Origin of the sequence: Chryseobacterium edaphi, assembly GCF_025628985.1 — a bacterium.
GTDB lineage: Bacteria > Bacteroidota > Bacteroidia > Flavobacteriales > Weeksellaceae > Chryseobacterium > Chryseobacterium edaphi.
This window is the reverse complement of sequence record NZ_JAOTEM010000005.1, coordinates 130,562-148,051: the sequence shown is the minus strand read 5'-3', so window position 1 is coordinate 148,051 and position 17,490 is coordinate 130,562. Positions and strand designations below refer to the sequence as shown.

19 protein-coding genes are annotated in these 17,490 nt (G+C 32.5%); 6 read left to right on the top strand and 13 right to left on the bottom strand.

Annotation, left to right across the window (positions count from 1 at the left end):
* The first annotated feature begins 60 nt into the window (after positions 1-60).
* The 3 genes from NZ698_RS17000 (at position 61) to NZ698_RS16990 (ending at position 2,474) form a co-directional block, all read left to right on the top strand.
* Entirely contained in the window at positions 61-738 is a 678-nt protein-coding gene (locus tag NZ698_RS17000; protein WP_263004407.1) for a hypothetical protein, read from the top strand.
* The gene (locus NZ698_RS16995; protein ID WP_263004406.1) at positions 731-1,150 is read left to right on the top strand and encodes a DUF1573 domain-containing protein; all 420 of its coding nucleotides are present in this window, start codon (positions 731-733) and stop codon (positions 1,148-1,150) included. The genes NZ698_RS17000 and NZ698_RS16995 overlap by 8 nt, the downstream gene beginning before the upstream one ends.
* Before the next feature lie 298 nt (positions 1,151-1,448).
* Positions 1,449-2,474 carry a M23 family metallopeptidase gene (locus NZ698_RS16990; protein ID WP_263004405.1) on the top strand — a complete coding sequence of 342 codons (1,026 nt, stop codon included), beginning with the start codon at positions 1,449-1,451 and terminating at the stop codon, positions 2,472-2,474.
* 73 nt (positions 2,475-2,547) lie between these two features.
* Here the strand turns inward: NZ698_RS16990 and NZ698_RS16985 are convergent, their stop codons facing one another.
* The 5 genes from NZ698_RS16985 to NZ698_RS16965 all read right to left on the bottom strand — a co-directional run bounded on the left by NZ698_RS16985 (position 2,548) and on the right by NZ698_RS16965 (position 6,422).
* Positions 2,548-3,198 carry an NAD(P)-dependent oxidoreductase gene (locus NZ698_RS16985; RefSeq protein ID WP_263004404.1) on the bottom strand — a complete coding sequence of 217 codons (651 nt, stop codon included), beginning with the start codon at positions 3,196-3,198 and terminating at the stop codon, positions 2,548-2,550.
* A 64-nt stretch (positions 3,199-3,262) separates the two neighbouring features.
* Complete coding sequence (locus NZ698_RS16980) at positions 3,263-3,673, bottom strand: Rrf2 family transcriptional regulator (protein ID WP_263004403.1); 411 nt, start codon at positions 3,671-3,673, stop codon at positions 3,263-3,265.
* An 85-nt stretch (positions 3,674-3,758) separates the two neighbouring features.
* The gene (locus tag NZ698_RS16975) at positions 3,759-5,225 is read right to left on the bottom strand and encodes a serine hydrolase domain-containing protein (RefSeq protein ID WP_263004402.1); all 1,467 of its coding nucleotides are present in this window, start codon (positions 5,223-5,225) and stop codon (positions 3,759-3,761) included.
* Positions 5,226-5,311: 86 nt separating this feature from the next.
* Positions 5,312-5,881 (bottom strand): helix-turn-helix domain-containing protein, encoded by a 570-nt coding sequence (locus tag NZ698_RS16970; protein WP_263004401.1) that lies wholly within the window; start codon positions 5,879-5,881, stop codon positions 5,312-5,314.
* A 106-nt stretch (positions 5,882-5,987) separates the two neighbouring features.
* Positions 5,988-6,422, bottom strand: coding sequence for an FKBP-type peptidyl-prolyl cis-trans isomerase (locus tag NZ698_RS16965; RefSeq protein WP_263004400.1), 435 nt, complete (start codon positions 6,420-6,422; stop codon positions 5,988-5,990).
* A 180-nt stretch (positions 6,423-6,602) separates the two neighbouring features.
* Between NZ698_RS16965 and NZ698_RS16960 the strand changes: the two genes are divergently transcribed.
* A complete protein-coding gene (locus NZ698_RS16960; protein ID WP_263004399.1) occupies positions 6,603-7,604 on the top strand; it encodes a catalase family protein in 1,002 nt (333 codons plus the stop codon).
* 109 nt (positions 7,605-7,713) lie between these two features.
* Here NZ698_RS16960 and NZ698_RS16955 read toward each other — a convergent pair whose 3' ends face one another.
* From NZ698_RS16955 to NZ698_RS16920, 8 genes are all read right to left on the bottom strand, one after another.
* Positions 7,714-8,751, bottom strand: a complete 1,038-nt coding sequence (locus NZ698_RS16955; RefSeq protein ID WP_263004398.1) for a TerC/Alx family metal homeostasis membrane protein — start codon at positions 8,749-8,751, stop codon at positions 7,714-7,716.
* Positions 8,752-8,862: 111 nt separating this feature from the next.
* Positions 8,863-9,474 carry a TerD family protein gene (locus tag NZ698_RS16950; RefSeq protein ID WP_263004397.1) on the bottom strand — a complete coding sequence of 204 codons (612 nt, stop codon included), beginning with the start codon at positions 9,472-9,474 and terminating at the stop codon, positions 8,863-8,865.
* Between the two features lie 179 nt (positions 9,475-9,653).
* A complete protein-coding gene (locus tag NZ698_RS16945) occupies positions 9,654-10,574 on the bottom strand; it encodes a hypothetical protein (RefSeq protein ID WP_263004396.1) in 921 nt (306 codons plus the stop codon).
* 39 nt (positions 10,575-10,613) lie between these two features.
* Complete coding sequence (locus NZ698_RS16940) at positions 10,614-11,789, bottom strand: toxic anion resistance protein (RefSeq protein ID WP_263004395.1); 1,176 nt, start codon at positions 11,787-11,789, stop codon at positions 10,614-10,616.
* 6 nt (positions 11,790-11,795) lie between these two features.
* Complete coding sequence (locus NZ698_RS16935; RefSeq protein WP_263004394.1) at positions 11,796-12,350, bottom strand: TerD family protein; 555 nt, start codon at positions 12,348-12,350, stop codon at positions 11,796-11,798.
* The gene (locus NZ698_RS16930) at positions 12,340-13,164 is read right to left on the bottom strand and encodes a phosphoribosyltransferase family protein (RefSeq protein WP_263004393.1); all 825 of its coding nucleotides are present in this window, start codon (positions 13,162-13,164) and stop codon (positions 12,340-12,342) included. The genes NZ698_RS16935 and NZ698_RS16930 overlap by 11 nt, the downstream gene beginning before the upstream one ends.
* 1 nt (position 13,165) lies before the next feature.
* Positions 13,166-13,840 carry an HAD family hydrolase gene (locus NZ698_RS16925; protein WP_263004391.1) on the bottom strand — a complete coding sequence of 225 codons (675 nt, stop codon included), beginning with the start codon at positions 13,838-13,840 and terminating at the stop codon, positions 13,166-13,168.
* Positions 13,841-14,251: 411 nt separating this feature from the next.
* The gene (locus NZ698_RS16920; RefSeq protein ID WP_263004390.1) at positions 14,252-15,790 is read right to left on the bottom strand and encodes a SulP family inorganic anion transporter; all 1,539 of its coding nucleotides are present in this window, start codon (positions 15,788-15,790) and stop codon (positions 14,252-14,254) included.
* Between the two features lie 743 nt (positions 15,791-16,533).
* Between NZ698_RS16920 and NZ698_RS16915 the strand changes: the two genes are divergently transcribed.
* Positions 16,534-16,953: a transposase gene (locus NZ698_RS16915; protein WP_263004389.1), complete on the top strand. Its 420-nt coding sequence runs from the start codon at positions 16,534-16,536 to the stop codon at positions 16,951-16,953.
* A gap of 25 nt (positions 16,954-16,978) precedes the next feature.
* Entirely contained in the window at positions 16,979-17,305 is a 327-nt protein-coding gene (locus tag NZ698_RS16910; protein ID WP_263004388.1) for a helix-turn-helix domain-containing protein, read from the top strand.
* The last annotated feature ends 185 nt before the right edge of the window (positions 17,306-17,490 follow it).

Genomic DNA, 17,490 nt, shown 5'->3' with positions numbered 1-17,490 from the left:
CCACAAAATAAAATTTAAAAAATAATTTAGGCTTTCTTTATAGAAAGCCTTTTTAAAAACATGAGAAATATAATTAAATACTTTTTGCTTTTTTTCACTGTTTTAATCAGTGGGCAGGAATTAAAAAAAGACACCTTAAAATACACAGACATAGAAACTGTTATTATAAATGATAAAGATTATGAGAAAATAGACTATTCTTTTGCATTAAAACAGGAAATTAACTTTAGATTAAAGTCTGTTAACCCATACTCTGGATATGAGATTGGATTAAGATTTAATAACAATTTAAAGCAAAAAGGTAGAATTAGTAATGTAATTCTGTACTTACATAAAACAGAATCTAAAGTTAATCTTACTAATTTAGAAATTAATTTCTATAAGATAAATCCCAAAACAGGTTTGCCTGAAGAAAAATTAAACACACAACAGATAATCTATACACCTAAAAATAAAAGAAGAGGACAAGTAAAAATTAATGTAGAAAATCATCATATCCCTTTCTCTGAGGAAGGTGTCTTGGTTTCAGTAAAGTGGCTGCCTAACGAATTTAAAGATGTAGCGGTCGGTCCGGCTATTAGATTAACAAATTACACGGAAAAATTAACTTATGTAAGCTTTAATAATGATATGACAAAATGGAATAACCGCTTCAATTTTTCTAAGAAACTAGATATTTATACCAATGTAATGTTAGGCTTGGAGGTTTACATTAAAAAGAAGAAAAAGAATGAATAGAAAATATTTATATTTAATTATTGCAGTTTTGGTTATTGTAATTTTATGTTTACTAACTTACAAAACATCTGAAGATGTTAATTTTAAAGAAGATAAAAGCAATCCAACACATGACTTTGGAATTTTAGATAAGAGTAAAAAGTCTCTATACAAATATACTTTTAAATATGTCAATGCTAAGTATGATACTTTGAAAGTATATGGCATGAGAGACGGTTGTGACTGTACTGAAAGCAAAGTAAAAACGGGACTTTATTTCAAAAATGATACTATTTCTATCAATGTAAAATATGACCTCAAGAAATACAACGATAATGGAAATATTGTTAAACAGTTTTTTCTAATCACAAACAAAAGTCTTTCTAAATTTGACACTATACTTCCCTTGACGTTAAAAGGAACTATAAAATAAAACAGGCTTAATTTGAGCCTGTTTTATTTTAAAATCAAAAGCATAATAACAATTTTAAAATGATTATAGAATTTACCTTTCCAGATACTATATTTTTTTGTAATATTTTATTTCAATTTTAGATTCATTTTTCAAGCTTTAGCAATTTTGGATTCAAAACCATTATTCTTGCACAATTAAATGATTAAAATTCCGTTAAATATAAAATATTCCAGATTTTAATTAGAAATAATTCTTAAAATTAATTTTTAACTAAATTTGCACCCTTAAAACGGTTTTTAAATTCTAAGAAAGAAAAATGAAGAAATTTTTAGGAAGCAAAAAGAAAGTAAACGTTCTGATTGGAGGACTTTTGCTGATAGTTTTTGCACAAAGTATTTTTATTGCCAAATTATATTCAGGTAAAGATGATAAAAATTATGAAGTCAATCTGGTAAAAATAAATACAGAAAAAGACAGTGTAGATTATCTGAAAATGAAGACAGACCTTAATTTAGTGGACCAAACTGTTGGACAGCTGAACTCATTTTTAAAATCTAAAGACATTAAGAACGAAAAATTGATGGTTCTTGACAGCGACAGTATTTCAAACTCAATTTATCTTGCCAAACAGTCAAACAGATACAGCCAATATTTGATCGATCTTCAGAAAAAACTGCAGCAGGTTCCTCTGGGAATGCCGACTGAAGGTTACATCTCATCAAATTTCGGAATCAGAAAAAATCCTATCCCGTTCAAAACGGTTTTTGCATCAGTAAAACCAATTGCTGAAACTAAAACATCAACAGTTGCAGCTACAACTCCAAGACCTGAAGTAAAAGCTGAGCCTTACGAGAAAACAATTGAATTAACGGACAGTTACGGAAATAAGCGAGAAGTAAAAGTTATGGTGACGCCAAAAGCAAAAACAGAAGCTGTAGCTTCTGCACCTTCAACTTCTTCTCAACCTGTTGCTGCTGCGTTAGCAAAAACTCCTGTTGAAAAAAACAATCCACCTGCTGAAGCTGACCAAATGCAGTATCACAAAGGTTTGGATATCGCAGTTCCTTTCGGTTCAGATGTTATCGCTACTGCTGCCGGAACTGTAATTTTCTCAGGGCAAAAAGGTGGTTACGGAAACTGTGTCATCGTTTCTCACGGAAATGGTTTAGCAACACTGTACGGACATTTATCTCAATTGGTTGCAAAGACGAATGATAAAGTGAAAGTAGGACAAGTGATTGCAAAATCAGGAAATTCCGGTCGTTCGACAGGTCCACATTTGCATTATGAAGTGCACAAAAACAATACGCCGGTGAATCCGAAGTTGTTTATGAATTTATAAACATTTTAATCAATAAAAAATAGTTTCGGCGGCACCAAAGGTGCCGCCGAAACTTTATAAATCAAGAGAAAAATTAGTAAGCAGCGGTAAAACGCTCACGAATATGGTTGTTCTGTTCCAATTCATCAACCAAAGCAACAGCAACATCTTCTACAGAAAGAACACTTCTTCCGTTCTCATCAAAAACTGGCGATTCCAGAGAAGTTCTATACTTTCCGGTTCTGATTCCTGCTGTTCCGGGATGCATTTCGATTGCGGGGCTGAAAAACGTCCAGTATAAAGTATTATTTTGTTTGATTATGTTTAGATAATCTCTTGCAGCAGTTGCTCCGGGTTTTATATCTGCAGGAAAATCCGGACCGTCTACCAATTGGTTTCCATCGATGAATAAACTTCCTGCTCCACCAACGGTAATAAATCTTTTAACACCAGATTGCTCTACTGCATTTTCAATATTTTTACTTCCATTTAAAAAGTCATCGTAAAGATTTGGGTTTGTCCATCCAGGATTGAAAGTATTGATTACTGCATCATTTCCTTCTAAAACTTTTGCAAATTCATCCACATTATTTACATCTCCATTAATCGCATTTACATTGTCTTTCGCATCAACTTTTGAGCTGTCTCTTGCGATGGCATTCACTTCATACCCTCTGTTTGATAATTCGTTAACGACATGTTTCCCTACGAAACCTGTGGCTCCGATTACTGCTACTTTTTTCATACTATTCTATTTATTATTTAAAATTAATTGTAATAATTTTTGTTACATTTTCAGTCAAAAAATTTTAATCAAACTGATCTGTGAATTCCTGAAGAGATTTGTCTCCCAAAAAATTTTTAACCAAAAGATCCGTCTGCTCAAAAAGCATAGAAAGATGATTATTGATCTCCTTCCCGACCGGACAAGCAGGATTTGGTTTCTGGTTTTTCTTGCCTAAAACTTCATTGTTTTTTACGGCTGCATAGATTTCAGAAATTTTTATTTCATCAGCATTTTTTGCAAGTTTCGTTCCGCCGTCTTTTCCTAATCTGCTTGTAATTAATCCCGCTTCCCGCAATTCGCTTAATTCTTTACGGACAATCACCGGATTTACATTAATGCTTCCTGCAATCCAATCAGAAGTGAGCCACTCCTGTGGAACTTTTGCCAGTAAGGTCATAATATGTACCGCCGTTGCGAATCTTGTATTGCTCATAATGATGACACAAAGGTACACAAATTTTAATTGTAACAAAATTAATTACAATTAAAATTTAACTGTACTAAATTTTATTTAAAAACTATTTTGTTTCAATCTCAATAATTTTTTTTCCAATATCTCCAAAATAACGGTTGATGATTGATTCATAAACCTTGTAACCATCATCAACATTAGTAAAGATTACTAAGCCTTGTTTTGTTTTAGGTAAAATAAAAACAATCGTGTTTACACCTTTATCTGTACCACCGTGAGAAAGTGCAATCTCGTTATTTCCCAAGTCATAAATTTCAAAACCAAGTCCGAAAAATTTATTTTCTTTTGTTTTAATCTGTTTGGTTTTCAAATCTTCAAAAACGGTCTTTGAAAGCAGGTCGTTATTCATTACAGAAATTAAAAATTTACTATAATCTTCAACAGAAGTTATCAAATCGTCTGCTGCGTTTGCTTTTGTATTTTTTACAATATCATATTTTTTTCCGTTTTTATCATAACCGATTACTATTCTATCTGAATCTCTCTTTTCATTCCAAATGTAGCTTGTGTCATCCATTTTCAATGGTTGAAAAATCATCTCTTTAGCTAAATCTTTCAGACTTTTATGAAATTTATTTTCGATCGCTTTTCGCAGATATTCAAATCCTTCACCGGAATATTGATATTTTGTTCCGGGGTCAAATTCAAAACTTAATTTTTTATCCGTTTTCTGCCATCTCCAGTTTGGGAAACCCGTTTGATGACTTAAAATCATTCTTGTCGTTAATTTTTTATGTCGCGGATCTTTTGCAATATCAGGATCAATCCAGTATTTATCGATAGGTTCGTCAAGATTCCATTTTCCTAAACTTACCAAACGCAAAACGGTCATTGCTGTCACGGGTTTAGTTAAAGAAGCAACATTAAAAAGACTGTTGTAAGGAGCTGTAGTTTTTCCATCAAGAGTTCCGTAAACTTTGATTTCTGTTAGTTTTCCAATTTCAATCACACCCAATCCCAAAGTCGGAATATTGTTGTCTTTTAATAATTGTTGAAGATTATCTGTAATTTTTGATTTGTTGGGACCGCCATGATCGTAGCTGAGAACGTCACTCATGATCCAATTTCCATCTTTTTTTGTCCAGACTGAGGTGAATTTTGCACGACCACCCAACGCATCTTCTTTATTCTTTTCGCGAATGTAAAACTGATGTTCTCCAGTCTGGATCGCACCGTACAAATCACCATTATTATACAAAGGGAAAACTTCTAGACTGCTTTCAATAACTTTACGAATTGGTTTTTGATTGGGGTTTGAACAAAGATTTGCTTTTGTTCTCTCTAAAAACAATTTTTTATCCTGAAAACCTCCGTTGTCGTGATAAAATTTAAGATTATTATCAACTGTTTTTTCCAGATATGCAATGTCGCAATTATTGAATCCACGTTCAAAAAAAACGCTGTCCTGTCTTTTTAATTCTAAAAATAATGGTGAATCTTTTGCAACTTGTGCGTGTAGATTTGTGATAAAAAAGAGGAATATAAAAATGCTGATTTTGAGCTTTTTTGTCATTGATTAATTTTTGACAAAGATTCAGAATTAATCAGATTTAATTCAAAAAAACAGCCCGACAAAAACCCGACAATTCAATGTCAGATTTATATAATATTGAAATTCAATTTATAACGAAGAATTTGTTTCTTATCAATTTCGTAAGCGTTTCTCAGAATAATGTAAATATTTGCAAGTGTCAATAAGATCATTGTCATCATTACAGAAAGTGATCCAAGTTTTAAAATTGCGACAATCATGAAAATAACAGGTGAAATAATGGCTAAGAAAATCTGAAGAGAAACAATCTGCTTTACAATTTGAGATTTCTCTTTCGTCAAAAGCATAATCAATAACGGCGGTAAAAAATTGGCGATCGGAAACCAAGCGAAAGGAACGGAAGAAAGATTGATCATTTTGATTAAGGTAGAATTAAAAACCTCTTCTTTTTTTGTCGGTGGCAAAGAATTTTCAACAATAATTTCTTTTGGAATTTCTTGTATCAATAAATCCTTTTCGGAAATTTCAAGAGTAGAAGCCAAGGTTTTCAAAGTATAACCTTTCGGATCTGTTCCTGCTTCAATACGTTGAATAGTTCTCACGGAAATGCCTGATTGTTCCGCCAATTCTTCCTGAGTGAGATTTTTCTGTTCTCTTATTTTTTTTAATTCCGACATTGATAAAAATTTACAGAAACAAATTTAATGATTCAATCTGTTTTAATTTAAATAAAAAAATTACCCGAAAAACAGGTAATTTAATTTTTAAATATATCAGCTAAAGTTATTTGATATCCAACAATTCAACCTGGAAAACAAGCGTGCTGTTGGGTCCGATTTCTTTGCTGATCTGCTGATCTCCATACGCTAAATGTGGCGGTATAATCAATCTCCATTTGCTTCCTACAGGCATCAACTGAAGAGCTTCCGTCCAACCTTTGATTACTTTGTTTAATGGAAACGAAGCCGGAGTTCCTCTTTTTACAGAACTGTCGAAAACCTTTCCTCCGATTGTCGTTCCGTGGTAATGGCATTTTACCATAGATTTCGGACCTGGTTTCGGACCATCACCTTCAACCATGATCTCGTATTGCAAACCGCTTGGCAATTCAACCACGGTTTCTCTTTTACCATATTCAGCCATATATTCCTGACCGTCTTTCAGGTTTTTCTCAGCCTGTTCTTTTTTACGTTTAAATAACAAATCTGCTACTCCCATAATTTTTTTTACAAAGATAAGGTTTTGGAGCGGGAAGAAAGAAGTTGGAAGATGGAAGTTTTTATCAATGAATAATCCTGAATTTAAACATTTCCTTCAAAATCTCAAAATTCAAATAAGTTTAATATTCTCGTAACGTAGAAATAAAAACTTGGCGTTATACTTGAGTTTTGAAAATATATGCCCAATCCTTTAAAATATAATAAGAATTTTGAAAAGCTTACCTACGAAGAAAAACAACTCCTCGAAGAAACAAAGAAAAGTATTGCCGACTTTGTAGAGCAGTCTTCGTCTATCAGCGACGTTAATTATGCTACAAGAAATGCACATGCAAAAACCTATGCAGTTTTGAAAGGGACGTTTATCATCAATCCTGAAATGCGGTCTGATCTTCTCTATCTGTTTGATAAAGAAAAATACGATGTTGTGATAAGACTTTCGAATGCTCATTTGAAAATTAATCGAAATAAAAAAGACATTCCTGCTTACGGATTTTCTATTAAAATAAAAGATGCTGCAGATCGTACCATTGCCAATTATCCTTTGGTGAATTTTCCTTTGTTTCCTATAAATTCCGTTTCTAAATTTTTGAAATTTTTCACTGCGATCAATCGTTTTTTCACTAAAAAATTGGGAAATACCTTTCAATTGATTTCACAGTTGTATCAAGTTTTGCCTAATATTTTCACGACCTCTTTTCTGGAAAAAAGTTGGGAATTATTCATGAAGAGAAATGATTTTTTTCTGTCTTTTGATTATCATTCTGTTGGCGCGTATCGTTTGGGAGATCATATGATTAAGATTAAACTGAGACCTCAAAACATTCAGAAAAATTTTGGAAGAAAACTCAGTACTAAAAAAGGCATTGAAGAATTTTGCCTTTATGAAAATTATCATTCTGATGTGTTGATTCAGTTTTGTTATGATTTAAAAGACCAACCGATCAATATTTTAAATCGTGAATGGAAAAACTCGCCTTACATTAAAATTGGTGAAGTAAAAATCGAGAAAAATTCTTTTCTTACACCTAATAATTGTGATAACGAATTACTTTCTTTCAATCCTTTTGAAAGTGCAGAAATTTTCCAGCCGGTCGGGAAAATCCAGAAACTAAGGGATGAAGCTTACAAAGTTTCTTTGCAGACTAGGAAGAAGATTAATAAGCTTTTGAAATATAAGTAGGGTGAATAGTGAATTTTGCTTCGCAAGTGAATGGTGAATTGTTCAATAACAACTCTAAGATTTGAATATAAAAAAAGGCTTTACAAATTGTAAAGCCTTTTGTAATTTATTACTCTATTGTTTCTTTTTCTTCTTCTTTTTTATCAGGAAAAATAATTGAAAGCAGAACCGAGATGACCAAAACTCCACCTACAATTCCTAACGAAACCGGTGATGAGATATGATACCACGGTGCAATCAACATTTTAACACCGATAAAAGCTAAAATAATTGCCAAACCATAAGGAAGTTTGCTAAACATATGAATGAAATTTGCCAGCAAGAAATACAATGATCTCAATCCTAAAATCGCAAAAATATTCGATGTATAAAGGATAAAAGGGTCATTTGAAATTGCAAAAATCGCCGGAATAGAATCTACTGCAAACAATACATCAGTAAATTCAATAACTGCAACTACAACCAATAGCGGTGTTGCCATTTTGATTCCGTTTTGTACGGTAAAGAACTTGTCCCCAACATAGTTATCGGAAACTTTCCAGAAACTTTTGATCAGTTTTGCTCCTGCTGTATCACCGTAATTTTCGTTATCATCATCGCCGTCGTCGCCCCAAGATTTGATTCCTGCATAGATTAGGAACAATCCAAAAAGCGTCATCACTACGTTGATTCTTACAGGATGACCAAATACGTTCATTTCTGGTAAGTACGTCAAATCAATCAATTCAACTCCTGCAAAAATAAAGATCGCTCTAAAAATCAAAGCTCCGATAATTCCCCAGAACAAAACTTTATGGTGAAGGAATTTAGGAACTTTAAAGAATCCAAAAACCAGGATAAATACAAATAAATTATCCACAGAAAGTGCTTTCTCGATCCAATAAGCTGCTTGATACTGTGTGAATTTCTCAACTGCTAAAGCATGACTTCCGGAACTTCCATCGCTATTGAAAACCCAATATACAACGCCGGAAAAGATCATTGAAAGGGAAATCCAGACAACCGACCAGATCGTTGCTTCTTTAGAAGAAACTTCATGGCTTTTTTTATTGAAAACTCCTAAGTCTAAGAGCAGCATGATAACTACTGTTACCGCAAATCCCCAAACCAAACCAGGGTGTAAATCTAAAATATTATGTTGTTCCACTTTATATTAATATGTGTTATATGATAAAAGCAATAGCTGTAAAGATACAGGTATTGCTTAATTTTTTGAGTCTAAAATTATATAACTTCAGACATTTTTTTTATTTAAATCTTACAAATATTTTTGCTTAACGGTTTCAATCGTCTGCTCCAATTTTCTGTCTGCAGTTGGATCTCCGATCGCATTGAATTTCCATTCGTTGTTTCTCTTGTAAAAAACTCCCATTACCATTGCAACATGACCGTTGAAAGATTTGTCATTGGCAATATCGTATTTAGCAAAAACTTCTCTTACATTGGTTGGAGTTCCTTCATAAATACGAATTGATGCAAAAGGAATCGTTCCGAAATCCTGACCTTTATAACTGTTTAAAACCAAAGCAACATGCTCTACAGCAGGATCTAAATTAGCAAAATCAACGGTGATTACTTCGTTATCCAGACCGTCATCTCCGTCAACGTCCCCTGTCAAATCGTCTCCGCTGTGTTTTACAGAACCGTTTTTAGATTTAAGGTTCCCAAAATAGATTACTTCCGTTGCATTTTTGTGGGCATCATATAAAATACAGCTTCCATCTAAATCTACTGCTTCTTTTGAAACGCCACCGAAGAAACTTTTTTTCTCGATTGCTCCCCAATTGATACCGACACAAGCTTGAGAAAGCGTTGTTCCGTTTTCTTTTGTAAGGTTTATTCTCTGACCTTTTTGTAAGTTAATTGCCATTATTTATTTTTTGTTTTAGTTATTTTTTAATTATTTCTTTAACGCAAAGTCCGCAAAGTTTTTTTTTAAATCCCCTGCATAATTTTCGTTCGCAAAGGCGTTTCACTCAGCAAAGAAAAACAGGTCTTTCACAAGTTTTAGGTAAAATAGATATTAAATTCTTTTTCTTTTTAATTCTCTTAATTATTTAAGTTCAAATTCAGCATCGCACGAAGGATATTTGTTTCTTCGTTGACGTCAAATATTTTGCTCATGATATCTACACTTTCGAGATTTCTGAGATAATCTTTTAAAACAGCATCTACACCATCCGGAAGAATTCTTTTCTTTTCATGAATGGTTTCCTCGAGCTCTTCAATTCTTCTTTTCAACTGATTCATAACAGAAGCCTGATTCGATTCGTTCTCTGAAGTATCTAAATAAGACAATTCGTCATCAATTAAATACAATCTTTTTTCCTCAATATTAAAAATGAAATGCTCATTCGACTGAAAAATCTTGAACAATTCATATTCATCACGCCCAATTCTGTAGCCACAAACGAAATGAACTTTAAAATGCTGAATATTAAGCTTCCCTAATAATTTCCTCTCAATAGAATAATCCTGATATTGATAAGAAGGGACGTTACCTAATTTCAGCTTTGTTTCATCAGCGCCCGATCTGTAGAATTCTACGGCATATTTTTTATGAAAATATAAAACGTTATTCCAATTCAGCGTAAATTTATCTTCGGTGAGATCTTTATACAGTTTTCTTAAATGCTCAGAAAAAACTCCGCTGTAGAATTTTCGGTCTGTTTCGAAGTTATCTATTTTTTTCTCTTCGAAATTGTCAATATACTGATTATTGATGTTGATTTCATTAATCACTGCTAAAAGATCATTTTCCTTTTTCTTTTTGATCTTCGTGAGCAGTTCTATCAGACTGTCAGTATATTGCAAATGAAAAAGCTCTAATTTATTGTAATCTAAAGTCTTGTTTTCTTCGAATAATTTATGAATAATATCCGTTTTGATATAAACCGATATAACTTCAATATTTTCAAAGAAATTAGAGAGAAGTTTAAGCTTTGTTAATCTTCTTCTGCTTTGAGACATTATGATTGCAACCTCATCATTCACGCTTTCAACCTATTTTTACCCTCTGATATTTGCTTTTAATTCTGATTCTAAAGTCTGCAGATCCTGATCCAGTTTTCTTCTGCTTTCTGTACCTTGTTTTTGAATCTGTTTTACTTCATTCAACGTATTGATCAACATTGCAGTCGTCTCTTTTAATGTTTCAGCCGAAACAATCGTCTGCTCGTTGGCTTTCGCTACATTGATTGAATTCTGACCCAATCGTTCTGCATTTTTTCTCAAAATTTCCTCCGTTGTAGAAGATACTTTCTGCTGAACTTCGATATTTTGCTGCTGTCTATGCATCGCAACTGCCAAAGAAAGCTGATTTTTCCAAACAGGTAAAGTTGTAGTCAAAATTGTCTGTGCTTTTTCAGCAATCGAAACGTTATTATTCTGAACCAATCTGATCTGTGGAAGCGACTGCATCATAATTAAACGCACCACTTTTAAATCAGCTAATCTTCTGTCTAATCTGTTGATGAAATCTCTTTTGTCAGCAATCTGATAATCAGCAAAATTCTGAACATTGGTTTCCATGTTGGCCAATTCTACAGCAGCTTTTTCCATTCTCAGATTTCCGGCAATCACCAATTCTTCAATTGCTTTGATAGAATTCACATTGCTGTCGAAAATGGTCTGTAAAACGGCGTTATCTTTTGTAGAAGTAATGATTCCTGCATTTACTTTATGAGAAATCTGGTCGATATTGCTGGTAATTTTATCATATTTCGCAAAAAGATTATCTACCTGAGTCATCATCTTTTTCATGAAAGGAAGTCTGCTCAGAAAACCTTTTACTTTGCTTCCGTTGATTTCGTCAACATCAACATAATTTAATTCAATCAATAAATTATTGATCAACTCTCCAACTTCACCAGAATTTGATCTTCGAACGTTTCCTAAGAAACTGTCACTCTGATTCGCTAAAGTTTTCTGCAAATCTGAACCAAAATTTACGATAGAACCAGGATTTGATTCATCAATTGCATTCGCCAACAATTCAAATTTGTGACGCTCTGCATCCTGAATCTGACTTAAATTCACATTCCCGTCTCTGTCAACTAAAACTGCAGGAGCCGAATTTTGTGTTGGCTGTGCAGGTTGCGTCGGTGGTATTGGCGTCGGTTCAAATGTTTTCAAAGGCTCGATCGACTGAAGCGGATCTATATTTTGATTATCTTGATTGTCCATAATTGATTATTGATACATTGATACAAATTTCTCAAGACCGTCTCTCTGACCAGCACCTACCGCTTCGAATTTCCATTCTCCGTTTCTGTTGTATATTCTTCCGAATTCTACTGCAGTCTCGATAGAGAAATCTTCGTCTAATTCGTATTTTAAAATTTCCTCGTTGGTATCTGTATTAAAAATTCTGATGAAAGAATTTCTAACCTGTCCAAAGTTTTGTCTTCTTGCGTCTGCATCGTGAATGGTTACAACAACTGTAATTTCTTTTACTGCAGCATCAATTTTAGTCAAATCAATTTTGATCTGCTCATCATCACCATCTCCGTCACCTGTTAAATTGTCACCAGAATGAATTACCGCTTTGTCAGGAGATTCAAGGTTGTTATAAAAAATAAAATGATTGTCTGAAACCAGTTTTTTGTTGTCATCCAATAGGAATAAAGAGGCGTCTAAATCAAATGCTCCGCCAGTTGATGTATTGTTGATGTCCCATCCTAAACCGATTGTAAATTTGGGAGCGTTTATATTTTCTCTTTGTCCTTTCTGTAAGTTAATAGCCATAATTAAGTTCTGTTTGTGTTAAAGTGTTTATATTAGTTTCGTATTCTTTGATCAAATGATAATTGTTGCTAATTGCCAACTCGAGAAGATGATCCATCTGCTCTTTTTTTATTTTAGACGTAAGATAATCAAAATTACTTGATTCTAAGCCCAAAATATATTTTACAATCCTTGTATTAAACTGGAAACTCGGCTTCAGCATTACTTCTGTAACGTGTTCTACATTTTTTACAGCGTAGTAATTGAAATAGTTTTCAATCTTAGGATCTAGTTCAAAATTCATTAATTCAGCGTAATACATGAATAGAAAATCTGCCTGTACATCAAATTCATTCAGGATTTTATTCACTGTAAATTCGTGACTTCCCGTGATTTTGATATCGTCTATAAAAATACAAAGTTTTCCTCTAAGAAAATCTTTATCAAGATAATAAGTATCATTGGCAATCAGATTCTTACGATCTTCAAAACTTAGATTTCCATAATCTGTTGTGTAAGTGTGATTTCTATTTATTTTTGATAAAATACTCGACTTTTTTCCTTTTTGGAAAAGATAAAAATCAAGTTGTTTTTTGAAGTAAAAACATAAAAAATTAGAAGCCGTCGGAATTGCCATATACGGACTTGGCAATACGAGAATTTCTTTATCTGTATTTAGAATTTCGCCATGTTGAGCAATAAATCCTTCGAATAATTCTTTGGCAAATTTCTCTGCATACGACTTATCGCCGTACTTGAAATAGCTGTATTCAGCAGGCGAAAATGTAAATTCATCTGCCGAATGAATGTGGTGCAAGCTGTACCTTTTGTTCATATTATGTTGTGTGTTTTAGTAAATGTGCGTTGAATCCAAAATCTTTTGCACCTTTGTAATCAGCAATCGGATTATCACCAATATGCAAAATCTGGTTCATTTTTAAATCCTGATTTTTAATTAAATTTTTAACCTCCTGAAAAACAAGCGGATTCGGTTTAGAAATTTTCAGTTCATCAGAGTAAATATGGAAATCAATATACTGATCTAGATTTTCGTGGATCAGGAATTTTCTCATGGTTGTTCCCTTGATAAACCCTGTGTTGCTAAGAATATTAATGGTCTTTCCCTGATTTTTAATTTCATCAAAAAACTGATGCAAATTTTCGAAAATGACAACAGGTTTATATTCTAAAAATAAATCTTCGCTTTTTTGGTAAAACTCATTTAATTTTTCTTTGTTTAATTGTTTAAAATCTACATCTAAAGAATTTAAAATCAATAAATAAATCTCGAAAGTATCTACATTTCCACCGATTACTTCATTAATGGAATTACAAAGATCATCATAATATTTTACGACTTTCGCAACTTCCTCAATCGGTTTATTGACTTCAAAAAATGAGGAGAACAGCTCAACTCTTTTTGCTTTAAATTCTGGATGAGATTTTATCAGGGTAAGCCACAAATCAAAAGAAAAATGAGCGTGGTTTTGGATATCAATATCTGTTTTCAAAATGGTTTAGTTAAAAATTTTATTTAGCTTTTATTGAAAAAGATTTTTAAATGATTCATATCTTTTTTTTAAATCAATTGTGTTTGAATTTCAATTCTACCCAAAGATAAAATTTTTCTTTTAATCTGTATTTTTTTTAAGATTATTTAAGAGTTTAATAATATCAGAAGTTTGCTTAAATATTTTTAATGATAGGGCTGTAAATTTTATTTTGTCTTGTTTGAGTTTTTAAGATGAATTGTTAATCGTAAATGGTGAATTTTTCTTGAGAATGTTGTGAATTGCTCAGATTTTTTTTAATCATATTTATAATCACATTTATACATTCTTTTCTAAATCGTTCCTTCGGGACTACAAGGTCTCAATCAACTCTAAAACACTCCAACTCTCAAACCCTAAAACCCTCCCAACCTACTTCTCAGGCATCACCTTGTACGTCGGATCATCCTGAATATTGACTTCAATAACTGCTTCGGCGTTTTTCAATAGTTTTATAGAATCTTCACTCAAATGTTTTAAATGAAGTTTTTTATTCAGTTCATTATATTTTTTGGACAATTTATCCAAGGCATCGATAGCACTCATATCGACAATTCGGCTTTCTTTAAAATCTATGACTACTTGTTCGGGATCGTTTTCAGGATCAAATTTTTCTGTAAAAGCTGTGACAGAACCGAAAAATAAAGGTCCGGAAATTTCGTAATGCTTAATTCCGTTTTCGTCAACATGTTTTCTTGCACGGATTCTTTTCGCATTATCCCAGGCAAAAACCAATGCTGAAATGATGACTCCCACCAAAACCGCTAAAGCTAAATTATGTAAAACAATGGTAATTAAAGCCACTATCATTCCGACAAAAATATCAGATTTTGGCATTTTGTTGACAATTCTTATTGAAACCCACTGAAAGGTACTGATCGCCACCATCATCATCACACCAATTAATGCTGCCATCGGAATTCTTTCAATAAAAGGAGCACCCACCAGAATGATTATCAAAATGGTAATTGATGCAATTATTCCTGAAAGTCTGGCTCTCGAACCCGCATTTAAATTTACCAAAGTCTGCGCAACCATCGCACAACCACCCATTCCGCCGAAAAAACCATTTGTCATATTAGCAATTCCCTGTGCTACGGATTCTTTGTTGGTATTTCCTTTTGAGTTTGTGATTTCATCTACCATTGATAAAGTTAAAAGAGATTCAATCAAACCAACTCCTGCCATAATCATCGCATAAGGAAAAATAATCTGTAAAGTTTCCAGAGAAAAAGGAATGTCCGGAATATGAAAATTGGGCAGACTTCCGCTAATGTGAGCGATGTCTGCAACAGTTTTTGTATTAATTCTAAATCCTAAAACAATTCCAAAAACGATTAAGATTGCTACCAAAGAAGCTGGGATCACTTTTGTTATTTTTGGAAAAAAATAAACAATTGCAATAGTTAATGCTGTTAAACCCAACATTATATATAAGGATGTTCCTTGCAACCAGCCGACAACTCCATTTGCATCCATAATTTTAAATTGTTCGACTTGCGCCATAAAAATAATGACTGCCAAACCATTCAGAAAGCCATACATTACAGGTTGAGGAATAAGTCTCACGAATTTTCCGAGCTTAAAAATACCAACTAACAATTGAAAAACACCTGCGAGAACAACGGTTGCAAAAAGATATTCTACACCATGAGTTTTTATTAATGCGATCAAAACTACGATTGTTGCTCCTGCCCCACCGGAAACCATTCCGGGACGCCCGCCCAAAATCGCAGTAACCAATCCCATCATAAAAGCAGCATATAATCCCGTCAATGGTGATAACCCTGCGAGAATTGCAAAAGATAGCGACTCCGGAATCATAGTCATTGCAACCGTAAACCCTGCAAGCAGTTCGTTTTTGTAGTTGATCTTTTTTGAAAAATCAAAAAGTGCGATGGTATTTTTCATCTTTTCTAATAATTACATATTTCATAAAAAAAGCAACATAAAATTGATTAAAACTTAACGCAACTTAATATTATTAGTTTTAATATGTTTCTAATCAGATAATTCACCATTTGACTAGTCTTTTTTTTAGTTGACAAAGGTAGCCAGTACAATTTACTTATACAATCTTTTAAACGGTATCAATTTAGATCATATAATTAAATATATCTTATTGAATACCTTTAAGTAAGAATAAATAAAATATAAATTTTTAACTGTAAATAGTTTTATTACTATTCAATCAACAACATAAATTAATTATTGATAATAATAATTAAATTTAATTTTTGATATTAATTAGCATTTTTTATGTACTTTTGAGGTGTAGAATAGTAGAATTTAAAATTAATCAGCAGAAATAAACAGTTGCTTTTCACTACTGCGTAGCTTAAAATAAGCTTTGACAGTTGAAATTATCAGTACTCCAATGTCTTTCTCACTAATTTAAAAAACTATTTTAGCAAATCAAAGAATCCCCTCGCCTTTGATGAGCAAAAATGACTGATTCACATTTATAAAATATTTAAAAATCAGAACTTATAATACTGATTTTGAACATACTACAATAAAAGAATCTATCATTTTTCTGAAAAATCAGTCCTCTGAATTTTCAATAAGCTTTTGACTAAGCTTAACTTAAATACACAAATGCTTATCAGTTATTGATTTATGAAAAATATTTAAAAATAAAATTTTATTTATAAATGTTATACAAAGTAATACATATAGGCAAAGCGATAAAGGAACTTGTAGATCAGAAAGAGATTGCAATTGAGAGAATCTGTAATTTTCTGAGCAAGGACGAGGATTTTGTAAACAATGTTTATGAAAGCAAATCGATTGATACCGATATTCTTTTAAGATGGTCAAAATTACTGGAGTATGACTTCTTCAGACTATACAGTTCTCACCTGATTTTGTATGCACCGCCTTCTGCAGTGAATAAATCTAAAGAGAAATCAGACAAAGACAAGACACCACAATTCAGAAAAAATATTTACACTCAGGAAATCAAGAATTTTATAATTAAAAAAATTGATTCCGGAGAAATGACGCAGGCAGATGTGATCAAAGAATACTCTATCCCAAAGAGTACGCTTCACAGATGGTTGCAGAAAAAATAAGAATCACCAAAATTATTATATGAAAATGAAACCTAACTACAGTAAAATTTATCACGATCTTCTGCAGGCAGAGCATCCTGAAAAATTGAAAGACGTAAAAGTCAGGGAACTTCTTAAAAACCTCAACACGAGCGATGAAGTAATCAAGTTTAACGAAAAACTTTTCAAACAATCAAAGGAAAGTCAGGAAAATAACCAGAAGTTGAGAACGTACGATAAAGAAACGATGCTGAAGATTCTGATGTATCAGAAACAGCACGGCTTCTCCAGCAATTATATTTCCAAGCAATATAAAATCAGCAGAACGACCATCGCAAAATGGAAAAAAATCTGCGAGGATGATATTCAATAAATAAAAAATACTACGCTTACAGCGTAGTATTTTTTTTGAGATAAGCATTTTTTGTGATAAAGATTGGGCATGTACCAAAGTTTGCAATAATTCTTTTTTAAAATTAACACGTTGAATTTCAAAATTCATTTAAAATTAATCAATCAAACAAGAGTAGGCATTCCCTACTCTTTTTTATTTTTGGC

What these genes read in the sequence shown, in the direction of transcription:
- NZ698_RS17000 (WP_263004407.1), top strand. Translation starts at nt 61, where the DNA reads ATGAGAAATATAATTAAATACTTTTTGCTTTTTTTCACTGTTTTAATC.
- NZ698_RS16995 (WP_263004406.1), top strand. Translation starts at nt 731, where the DNA reads ATGAATAGAAAATATTTATATTTAATTATTGCAGTTTTGGTTATTGTA.
- NZ698_RS16990 (WP_263004405.1), top strand. Translation starts at nt 1,449, where the DNA reads ATGAAGAAATTTTTAGGAAGCAAAAAGAAAGTAAACGTTCTGATTGGA.
- NZ698_RS16985 (WP_263004404.1), bottom strand. Translation starts at nt 3,198, where the DNA reads ATGAAAAAAGTAGCAGTAATCGGAGCCACAGGTTTCGTAGGGAAACAT.
- NZ698_RS16980 (WP_263004403.1), bottom strand. Translation starts at nt 3,673, where the DNA reads ATGAGCAATACAAGATTCGCAACGGCGGTACATATTATGACCTTACTG.
- NZ698_RS16975 (WP_263004402.1), bottom strand. Translation starts at nt 5,225, where the DNA reads ATGACAAAAAAGCTCAAAATCAGCATTTTTATATTCCTCTTTTTTATC.
- NZ698_RS16970 (WP_263004401.1), bottom strand. Translation starts at nt 5,881, where the DNA reads ATGTCGGAATTAAAAAAAATAAGAGAACAGAAAAATCTCACTCAGGAA.
- NZ698_RS16965 (WP_263004400.1), bottom strand. Translation starts at nt 6,422, where the DNA reads ATGGGAGTAGCAGATTTGTTATTTAAACGTAAAAAAGAACAGGCTGAG.
- NZ698_RS16960 (WP_263004399.1), top strand. Translation starts at nt 6,603, where the DNA reads ATGCCCAATCCTTTAAAATATAATAAGAATTTTGAAAAGCTTACCTAC.
- NZ698_RS16950 (WP_263004397.1), bottom strand. Translation starts at nt 9,474, where the DNA reads ATGGCAATTAACTTACAAAAAGGTCAGAGAATAAACCTTACAAAAGAA.
- NZ698_RS16945 (WP_263004396.1), bottom strand. Translation starts at nt 10,574, where the DNA reads ATGTCTCAAAGCAGAAGAAGATTAACAAAGCTTAAACTTCTCTCTAAT.
- NZ698_RS16940 (WP_263004395.1), bottom strand. Translation starts at nt 11,789, where the DNA reads ATGGACAATCAAGATAATCAAAATATAGATCCGCTTCAGTCGATCGAG.
- NZ698_RS16935 (WP_263004394.1), bottom strand. Translation starts at nt 12,350, where the DNA reads ATGGCTATTAACTTACAGAAAGGACAAAGAGAAAATATAAACGCTCCC.
- NZ698_RS16930 (WP_263004393.1), bottom strand. Translation starts at nt 13,164, where the DNA reads ATGAACAAAAGGTACAGCTTGCACCACATTCATTCGGCAGATGAATTT.
- NZ698_RS16920 (WP_263004390.1), bottom strand. Translation starts at nt 15,790, where the DNA reads ATGAAAAATACCATCGCACTTTTTGATTTTTCAAAAAAGATCAACTAC.
- NZ698_RS16915 (WP_263004389.1), top strand. Translation starts at nt 16,534, where the DNA reads ATGTTATACAAAGTAATACATATAGGCAAAGCGATAAAGGAACTTGTA.
- NZ698_RS16910 (WP_263004388.1), top strand. Translation starts at nt 16,979, where the DNA reads ATGAAACCTAACTACAGTAAAATTTATCACGATCTTCTGCAGGCAGAG.